Source organism: Mediterranea sp. ET5, from assembly GCF_023337025.1.
In the GTDB taxonomy this organism is placed as follows: domain Bacteria; phylum Bacteroidota; class Bacteroidia; order Bacteroidales; family Bacteroidaceae; genus Phocaeicola_A.
Window position 1 is genome coordinate 150,276 of the sequence record NZ_JAMBLN010000006.1, and the last position, 7,591, is coordinate 157,866.

At 57.1% G+C, this 7,591-nt stretch carries 8 protein-coding genes; all 8 read left to right on the forward strand.

Going from position 1 to position 7,591, the window contains the following annotated elements; translation table 11 throughout:
• Positions 1-40 precede the first annotated feature (40 nt).
• The gene (locus M3087_RS05685) at positions 41-1,126 is read left to right on the forward strand and encodes a linear amide C-N hydrolase (protein WP_249094294.1); all 1,086 of its coding nucleotides are present in this window, start codon (positions 41-43) and stop codon (positions 1,124-1,126) included.
• A 90-nt stretch (positions 1,127-1,216) separates the two neighbouring features.
• Positions 1,217-1,393 carry a DUF4250 domain-containing protein gene (locus tag M3087_RS05690; RefSeq protein WP_022383876.1) on the forward strand — a complete coding sequence of 59 codons (177 nt, stop codon included), beginning with the start codon at positions 1,217-1,219 and terminating at the stop codon, positions 1,391-1,393.
• Positions 1,394-1,670: 277 nt separating this feature from the next.
• The gene (locus M3087_RS05695) at positions 1,671-2,969 is read left to right on the forward strand and encodes a hemolysin family protein (RefSeq protein WP_249094295.1); all 1,299 of its coding nucleotides are present in this window, start codon (positions 1,671-1,673) and stop codon (positions 2,967-2,969) included.
• Positions 2,970-2,973: 4 nt separating this feature from the next.
• On the forward strand, positions 2,974-3,693 hold the full coding sequence (locus M3087_RS05700; protein ID WP_249094297.1) for a TIGR02757 family protein: 720 nt from the start codon (positions 2,974-2,976) through the stop codon (positions 3,691-3,693).
• Between the two features lie 135 nt (positions 3,694-3,828).
• Complete coding sequence (locus M3087_RS05705) at positions 3,829-5,220, forward strand: PTS galactitol transporter subunit IIC (RefSeq protein ID WP_249094300.1); 1,392 nt, start codon at positions 3,829-3,831, stop codon at positions 5,218-5,220.
• 24 nt (positions 5,221-5,244) lie between these two features.
• Positions 5,245-6,165 (forward strand): 5-dehydro-4-deoxy-D-glucuronate isomerase, encoded by a 921-nt coding sequence (kduI, locus tag M3087_RS05710; protein WP_106484177.1) that lies wholly within the window; start codon positions 5,245-5,247, stop codon positions 6,163-6,165.
• A 120-nt stretch (positions 6,166-6,285) separates the two neighbouring features.
• The gene (locus tag M3087_RS05715) at positions 6,286-6,666 is read left to right on the forward strand and encodes a DUF488 domain-containing protein (RefSeq protein WP_249094303.1); all 381 of its coding nucleotides are present in this window, start codon (positions 6,286-6,288) and stop codon (positions 6,664-6,666) included.
• A gap of 69 nt (positions 6,667-6,735) precedes the next feature.
• A complete protein-coding gene (locus M3087_RS05720; RefSeq protein WP_249094306.1) occupies positions 6,736-7,518 on the forward strand; it encodes a 4Fe-4S binding protein in 783 nt (260 codons plus the stop codon).
• Positions 7,519-7,591 lie beyond the last annotated feature (73 nt).

A 7,591-nucleotide genomic window follows, 5' to 3' on the forward strand; every position in this document is an offset into this window, starting at 1 on the left:
TGTTCGACGGAAGTTGGCTAGTATTGCGAAAACTCTGTCTATGAAGCGACTCATCCATCTCTTGTTGGCAGGACTCCTGTGCGGAGCATTCCTGCCTCGTCCGGCACACGCCTGTACCGGAATCACACTGCACACCGCCGACAGCCTGCCTATCCTGGCACGCACCATCGAATGGGGCGGAAGCGACCTGAACAGCCAGTATGTCATTGTCCCACGAGGCTATGCACAGCAGTCTTACGTCCCCAGCGGCACGACCGACGGGATGCCCTTCCGTGCCCGTTACGGTTACGTGGGGCTTGCCGTGGAGCAAAAGGAGTTCGTTGCCGAAGGGCTGAACGAGAAGGGACTCTCTGCCGGGCTGTTCTACTTCCCGAGCTACGGAGTTTATGAGACGTATGATGCCCGCCATCGGCAGACGAGCATCGCCGACCTGCAACTGGTGAGCTGGATTCTGGGCAGCTGCGCCACGGTCGATGAGGTGAAGACTGCCCTCGAAGGGGTACATGTCGTCGCCATCGACCCGCGTGCCTCGACCGTCCACTGGCGGTTTGCCGACCCCACGGGACGGCAGGTCGTGCTCGAAATCATCGGCGGCAAGCTGCACTTCTACGAGAATCCCCTGGGCGTGCTCACCAACTCCCCCGGCTTCGAGTGGCAGCTGACCAACCTGAACAACTATGTCAACCTCTTCCCCGGCAGTGCCCCGGCACAGCAGCTCGGCGGCATCCGTCTGTCACAATTCGGTGCCGGCAGCGGCTTCCTGGGTATCCCCGGTGACGTCACCCCTCCTTCCCGCTTCGTCCGTGCCGCTTTCTACCAGGCGACTGCGCCCCGTGCCAAGTCAGCCGAAGGCGCCGTCCGTCAGTGCTTCCAGATACTGAACAACTTCGACATCCCCATCGGCATCGAAGTGTCACGAGGCGAACAGGCGCCCGACCTGCCCAGCGCCACCCAATGGACCTCTGCCACTGACCCGACCCACCGCGTCATCTACTACCGCACGATGCGCAACAGCACCATCCGCAGCATCGACCTCACCCGGATAGACTTCAGCCGCACAGCCTACCGTGCCGTACCGCTCGACGAAGTGAGGGAACAGCCCATCGTGCCGGTGGATGTGCAATAAACCTGCCCGCCGAAGATACAACCTGCGGAAGAAAGCCGTAACTTTGCGCCCGGAAAAGAAAACGGTATACGACTAAACATCACTGACAACATGGAACTTCCCAAAGACCCGATGATGCTCTACAGCCTCATCAATATGAAGCTGCGCGACAGCTACCCGTCGCTTGACGCCTTGTGTGACGACCTTCACCTTGACAAGCAGGCCCTCATCCGCACACTTGCACAGGCAGGATTTGAGTACAGTGCCGAGCACAACAAGTTCTGGTAAGCCGCCGTCCGACATGATTTTACTTAAAATATATAAAAGTTTTTCGTTCCGCCTACGGAAGTATAGGTTTCCTTTCTATATTTGCGCGACATGAAACGAAACACACTCGCATATCTTCTTTTAGGCACGAAGTGCATAGCTCTTCATGGCACGCGGACCGCCGCAGCCGTGATTGTCTATCCGCTTCGTGCCTAAATATTTCTTACCCTCCCCACCGACGTCTCCCCGCAGCGGGAGCCAAGCAGCAGAACCACATCTATCAACATACCCAAACTTTATGGACGAAATAGTCATAATTATACTACTCATTCTCCTTAACGGCGTCTTTGCCATGTCTGAAATAGCGGTCATCTCCGCCCGTAAGTCGAGCCTCTCGACCGACCTCAAGAAGGGAAGCAAGTCCGCCAAGATGGCGCTGAAACTTGCCAACGACCCCGACCGCTTCCTCTCCACCGTACAAATCGGCATCACCCTCATCGGCATCCTGACCGGTATCTACTCCGGCGCCACACTTGCCGACGACTTCTCCGAGTTGCTGACGGATGCCGGCTTCCCTGCCGCCTATGCCCGACTGACGGCACAAACCATCATCATCATCCTCGTGACCTACCTGACCATCATCTTCGGTGAACTTGTACCGAAGCGCATCGGACTGAGCCTCGCGGAGAAAGCCTCGAAGGCCGTCGCACGTCCGATGTATGTCCTCTCCCTCATCGCCGCACCCTTCGTGTGGATTCTGGCAAAGAGCACCGAGGTGATGTTCAACCTGCTCGGCATCAAGGAAGCCGAGAGCAAAGTGACGGAAGAGGAAATCAAGTCGATTGTGCAGGAAGGAAAGGAAGACGGCGAAGTGCAGGAGGTGGAGCAGGACATCGTGGAGCGGGTGTTCCTCCTGGGCGACCTCAAGGTCAGCTCGCTCATGACCCACCGCACCGACACGGTGGCGCTCGACATCCACTACACGAAGGACGAGATTAAGGCCATCCTCGAGAAGAACCTCTTCGAGACCTATCCGGTGGTCGACCGTACGTTTGACAACATGCTGGGCATCATCGGCCTGAAGGACCTCATCTTCCTTTTCGACCAGGATGAGTTCACCCTCGCCGACGCCGTGCGCCCCGCCACCTATTTCCACGACAACATGAGTGTCTACAAGGCACTGGAACAGATGAAGGAACACCGGTTGAGCCAGGCCTTCATCTGCGACGAGTTCGGAAGCTTCCAGGGCATCATCACGCTGAAGGACATCCTCGGCGGACTGGTGGGCACCATCGAAGGCAGCAACAACGAACCGGAAATCATCAAGCGCAGCGACTCCGACAGCTGGCTGGTCGACGGACAGTGCACCTTCTACAACTTCCTCTCCTACTTCGACCAGGAAGACCTCTACGAGAGCAACAGCACCTACAACACCGTGGGCGGACTCATCCTCGAACTGTTGGAGCACATCCCGCAGTCGGGTGAGAAAGTCGACTGGAAGGGATTCCACTTCGAGATTGTCGACATGGACGGCGCCCGCATCGACAAGGTGCTCGTCACCGTGGAGCCGAACATCCTGCAAGGCAACATCGGCTGACGTCATGGACGCACTGACCCGGGACCGACTCCGCCAATGGGCGGAGGAATACCACAACGAACGCTTCATCACGGGAGACCCCGTGCAGTTCCCCCACCGCTACCGACGCAAGCAGGACATCGAGGTGAGCGGACTGCTCACGGCCATCCTCAGCTTCGGCTCACGGACGCAGATTCTGAAGAAGGCGGACGAGCTGGACTGTCTGATGGGCGGCAGTCCGTGGCAGTACGTGCTCTCCCGACGTTGGGACACGGACTTCCCGTCGACCCGTCGCGACAGCTTCTACCGCATGCTGTCCTACGCCGCTTTCCGCACTTATTTCGAACGGCTGCATGCAGCCTATACCCGCTACAGCAGTCTGGAGGAAGCCCTCCTCGCCTGTCCGGGGACACCGATGGAACGTCTCTGCGCCTTCCTCGGCGTGTCGTCCGCCAGTCCGCAGAAGAAGCTCAACATGTTCCTGCGCTGGATGATCCGCCCGCAAGGTCCTGTCGACTTCGGCATCTGGCAGTCCTTCTCCCCCTCCGAACTGCTCATCCCCCTCGACACCCATGTCTGCCGCATCGCCTGCGACCTGGGTCTGATTCCGAAGCCCACCTTCTCCCTGCGCAATGCCCGCTTCATCACGGAGGCATTGGCGGAAGTGTTCCCCGGAGACCCCTGTCTGGGCGACTTCGCCCTGTTCGGCTACGGAGTGAGCCACACCGGAAAGGGAGCCGTTTAAGAAAAAAACATATAATCCGGTACCTCCGTGCGACATAATCTACACAATAGAGGGACCGTATCTAACAAAAAAACACTAATTTTGCGCCAAACGAAATACTTGAAAAACTAATACCCTAAAATTACTAACAAAAGCATGGAAGCAGTATTCAGCTACATTATCGGTCTGGGGGCAGCCGTCATGATGCCTATCATCTTTACGATACTCGGCGTGTGTATCGGTATCAAATTCGGAAAAGCGCTCAAGAGCGGATTGCTCGTCGGCGTGGGTTTTGTGGGACTCTCGGTCATCACGGGACTGCTCACCGACAGCTTGGGCGAACCGCTCAAGAAGGTCACTGAAATCTATGGCCTGAGCCTGGGCATCTTCGACATGGGATGGCCCGCCGCGGCTTCCGTGGCATACAACACCTCGGTGGGTGCATTCATCATTCCCGTCTGCCTGGCGGTGAACATCGTGATGCTCCTCACCAAGACTACCAAGACAGTCAACATCGACCTGTGGAACTACTGGCACTTCGCCTTCATCGGGGCAGTGGTCTACTTTGCCTGCGGCAACATCTGGTGGGGCTTCTTCGCCGCCATCATCTGCTACATCATCACCCTCATCATGGCAGACCTGACCGCCGACAAGTTCCAGAAATACTACGACGGCATGGACGGCATCTCCATCCCGCAACCGTTCTGCCAAGGATTCGTGCCGTTTGCCGTAGTCATCAACAAGGTGCTCGACAAGATTCCCGGCTTTGACAAGCTCAACATTGACGCCGAAGGCATGAAGAAGAAATTCGGCATCATGGGCGAACCGCTCTTCCTCGGCGTCATCGTGGGATGTGCCATCGGCGCACTTGCTTGCAAGGACAGCCAGGAACTCGTTGCCGGCATCCCCGGTATCCTCGGACTGGGCATCAAGATGGGAGCCGTCATGGAGCTGATTCCGCGCATCACCAGCCTCTTCATCGAAGGACTGAAACCCATCTCCGACGCCACCCGCGAACTCATCGCCCGCAAATTCAAGAACAGTGCCGGTCTGAACATCGGCATGAGCCCGGCATTGGTCATCGGTCATCCCACGACCCTGGTCGTTTCGCTGCTGCTCATCCCCGTCGTGCTGTTCCTCTCGGTCATCCTGCCGGGCAACCAGTTCCTTCCGCTGGCCTCACTCGCCGGCATGTTCTACCTCTTCCCTGCCGTGCTCCCCATCACCAAGGGTAACGTGCTGAAGACCTTCATTGTCGGACTGATAGCACTCATCGTCGGACTCTACTTCGTGACCAACCTGGCCCCCTTCTTCACCGAGGCAGCCACCGACGTCTATGTGAAGACCCAGGATGCCGCCGTACGCATCCCCGAAGGCTTCCAGGGCGGTGCGCTCGACTTCGCTTCGAGCATCTTCTCGTGGGTCATCTTCCACCTGACGTACAGCTTCAAGTACGTCGGTGCCGGCATACTCGTGCTCTTCACCATGGGCATGATGTACCTCAACCGCGTACGTATCATCAAAGCATCCGGAAACAAGAACAAGTAAAAAAAAACACATAATTATATGACTATGAAACGATTGACACTTGCCATCATGATGGGCGTGGCTGCACTGAGCGCCTCTGCCCAAGTGAACTACACCATCCAGACTGCCTGCAACCCGCAGGACGTGAAGAACTACGACACGCAACGTCTGCGCAGCGCCTTCACGATGGAAAAAGTTATGGTCCCCGACCAGATTAACGTGACTTACTCCATGTACGACCGCTTCATCTTCGGCGGTGCCGTACCTGCCACCAAAGAACTTTCACTGGACACCATCGACCCGCTGAAGGCTCCCTACTTCCTCTACAACCGTGAACTGGGCGTCATCAACGTCGGTGGAGACGGCATCGTGACGGTTGACGGGAAGGAATATGAACTGAAATTCAAGGAGGCTCTCTACGTGGGCCGCGGCAACAAGCAGGTGACCTTCAAGAGCAAGGATGCTGCCAATCCTGCCAAGTTCTACCTGAACTCCGCCACGGCACACAAGGAGTACAAGACGCAGTGGATTACCATCGACGGACGCAAGGGCTCCCTCAAGGCAAACAGCATGGCTGCCGGCAAGCTGGAGGAGAGCAACGACCGTGTCATCAACCAGCTCATCGTGAACAACGTCCTCGAGGAAGGTCCCTGCCAGCTCCAGATGGGTCTGACCGAACTGAAGCCGGGCAGCGTATGGAACACCATGCCGCCTCACGTACACAGCCGCCGCATTGAGGCCTACTTCTACTTCAACGTACCGGAAGGCAACGCCATCTGCCACCTCATGGGCGAACCGCAGGAGGAGCGTCTCGTATGGCTGCACAACGAGCAGGCTATCATGTCGCCCGAATGGTCCATCCACGCCGCTGCCGGAACGAGCAACTACATGTTCATCTGGGGTATGGCTGGAGAGAACCTCGACTACGGAGACCAGGACAAGATTCAATATCTTGAAATGAGATAAGACGGGACAACCCGTCCGCACATACACACTCCAACTGCCGACCCCTGTTGACAGTTGGAGTGTTTTTGTTTCAGAGCAAGCTGCATTCAAGTCAACAGAAAAGAAAGGAGAATAACCACCATGTACGAATTACGCATCAAGCGGGCTTATCTGCCTGCCGAACCTGCCGACGGACACCGCATCCTGATCGACCGTCTCTGGCCCCGCGGACTGTCCAAAGAGGCTGCAGCCATTGACGAATGGGCTAAAGAGGTAACCCCCTCGACCGCCCTGCGCCAATGGTTCGGACACAAAGAAGAAAATTTTGAGGAGTTCGCACACCGCTACCGGGAAGAGCTGGACGGGAATCCTGTCGCCACCGATTTCGCACGCCACTGCCACGAACTCCTGCAACAAGGCAACGTCAGCCTCATCTACGGCGCACGTAGCACCACCTGCAACCATGCCCGGGTCCTCCGCGAATGGATACTGGGACAGCCGGAAGCACAATCCGGAGACTGACTTTGTCGTAGAAATTCAAAAGCATTTCTTACCTTTGCAACGACTAACCAACGAACTTATCTTCCATTTATGAACATCACACACACCCGGGTCATCACCTTCTCCCCCACCCATACGTCGTTGCGGGTGGCAACTGCCGTGGCACGTGCCTGGCAGGACCTGCCGAACGACATACTCGACCTGACCTGTCGTCAGCTGAAATCTCCCATCCGCCTGGCAAACGACTACCTCGCCATCGTGTCCGTGCCTGTCTATGCCGGACGTGTCGCACCCCTGGCACTGACACGCCTGAAAAACGTGCTGGGCGATGCCACACCTGCCATCCTGATTGCCACCTACGGCAACCGCGACTATGAGGACGCCCTCGTCGAACTGCGGGACGTGCTCACGGCACAGGGCTTCCTCCCTCTGGCAGCAGGAGCCTTCATCGGCGAACATTCCTACAGTCGTCCCGGCATGCCCATCGCCGAGGGACGTCCCGACGCGGAAGACTGTGCAAAGGCGGAAGCTTTCGGACGAGAGGCACGACGCAAAGGTGAGTCAGTCGGAACACTGACACCTTTTTTTATCAAGGGCAACGTCCCCTACCGCACCGTCGGCACACCCACTCCCCAGGCACCTGTCTGGCAGGAGGACGACTGCACCGGCTGCGGCACCTGCATCAATTCCTGCCCCACCATGTCCATCCGCATGACCGACGATGGCGAAGTGCTGACCGAACCGTCGACCTGCATCAAGTGTTGCGCCTGCGTGAAATCCTGCCCCACCGGAGCACTGACGTTCGACACGCCCTATACCGCCATGCTCCACGCCAAATGCAGTGCACGCCGCGAGCCGGAACTGTTCCTTTAAATTAACGTTAAACTTGTAATATAACAGGTATGCATAAACTATTCGTTCTATTTATTACAACTTTATTGATTCC

Bases quoted from the DNA above. Each gene is read 5' to 3' on its own strand.
- M3087_RS05690 (WP_022383876.1), top strand. From the start codon at position 1,217: ATGGAACTTCCCAAAGACCCGATGATGCTCTACAGCCTCATCAATATG.
- M3087_RS05715 (WP_249094303.1), top strand. From the start codon at position 6,286: ATGTACGAATTACGCATCAAGCGGGCTTATCTGCCTGCCGAACCTGCC.
- M3087_RS05720 (WP_249094306.1), top strand. From the start codon at position 6,736: ATGAACATCACACACACCCGGGTCATCACCTTCTCCCCCACCCATACG.
- M3087_RS05685 (WP_249094294.1), top strand. From the start codon at position 41: ATGAAGCGACTCATCCATCTCTTGTTGGCAGGACTCCTGTGCGGAGCA.
- M3087_RS05700 (WP_249094297.1), top strand. From the start codon at position 2,974: ATGGACGCACTGACCCGGGACCGACTCCGCCAATGGGCGGAGGAATAC.
- M3087_RS05705 (WP_249094300.1), top strand. From the start codon at position 3,829: ATGGAAGCAGTATTCAGCTACATTATCGGTCTGGGGGCAGCCGTCATG.
- kduI (WP_106484177.1), top strand. From the start codon at position 5,245: ATGAAACGATTGACACTTGCCATCATGATGGGCGTGGCTGCACTGAGC.
- M3087_RS05695 (WP_249094295.1), top strand. From the start codon at position 1,671: ATGGACGAAATAGTCATAATTATACTACTCATTCTCCTTAACGGCGTC.